Genomic DNA, 1280 nt, shown 5'->3' with positions numbered 1-1280 from the left:
TTGTCACCTGCTACCTCATGAGAGTAAACTCCTGAGATATTACGGATTGTAGCTTTGTATCTACCAAAATCTTTTTCCATAGCATCTGAAATTTCACCAAGAGAAGCACGGCATCTTGCTGCCTCAACTGCTAATTCTAATAAGTTGCCTTCACCTGTTACTGCTGCCTTTTCGATAGCTTCAAGTGCTGCATTTACTTTATCAGCATCACGCTCTTCTCTCATTTTCTTTAAACGAGCAATTTGACCTTCACGAACTACAGAGTTGTCGATTTCTAATACGTCGATTTCAGTCTTCTCGTCTGAAATATACTTATTTACACCAACAATTGTATCCTGACCTGAGTCAATACGTGCTTGTTTTCTGGCAGAAGCTTCCTCAATTCTCATTTTCGGAATACCTTTTTCAATTGCTTTCGCAATACCGCCATGCTCTTCTACTTCTTCGATAAGTTTCCAAGCTTTTTGTGCGATCTCATTTGTCAAGTACTCTACATAGTGAGAACCTGCCCATGGATCGATTACTTTACAAACGTTCGTCTCGTCTTGGATGTAAAGCTGCGTGTTACGAGCGATACGAGCCGAGAAGTCTGTTGGTAATGCAATGGCCTCATCAAGTGCGTTGGTGTGCAATGATTGAGTATGACCCAATGCTGCACCCATTGCTTCAATTGCTGTTCTTGCTACGTTGTTAAATGGATCCTGCTCCGACAATGACCAACCTGAAGTTTGAGAGTGTGTTCTCAAGGCCATTGATTTAGGGTTTTTAGGGTTGAATTGTTTTACAATTTTCGCCCAAAGCATACGACCTGCTCTCATCTTAGCAATCTCCATGAAGTGGTTCATACCGATTGCCCAGAAGAAGGATAAACGAGGTGCGAATGCATCAATATCTAATCCAGCTGCTTTACCAGCTCTTAAGTATTCTAAACCATCTGCAAGTGTGTAAGCCAACTCGATGTCTGCTGTAGCACCTGCTTCTTGCATGTGGTATCCCGAAATAGAAATAGAATTGTATTTCGGCATGTTGTTAGAAGTATAAGAGAAGATATCTGAGATGATTCTCATTGATGGTTTCGGAGGATAGATGTACGTGTTACGTACCATGAATTCCTTCAAAATATCATTTTGGATCGTACCACTCAATTTATCTTTTGACACTCCTGACTCCTCAGCTGCAACAATGTAGAAAGCCAATACTGGGATAACCGCACCGTTCATTGTCATTGATACTGACATTTTATCCAATGGAATATCATTGAATAAGATTTTCATATCTTC

The 1280-nt window shown here is 40.6% G+C and carries 1 protein-coding gene; it reads right to left on the bottom strand.

The genetic code is table 11. The features are described 5' to 3' along the window. Positions 1-1280, bottom strand: a 1280-nt coding sequence (locus HHU12_RS33395) for a methylmalonyl-CoA mutase family protein (protein ID WP_240971258.1), incomplete at both ends; no start/stop codon positions are given.

Source organism: Flammeovirga aprica JL-4 (assembly GCF_012844305.1).
Taxonomy (GTDB): domain Bacteria; phylum Bacteroidota; class Bacteroidia; order Cytophagales; family Flammeovirgaceae; genus Flammeovirga; species Flammeovirga aprica.
This window is presented reverse-complemented; position numbering and strand designations above follow the sequence as displayed.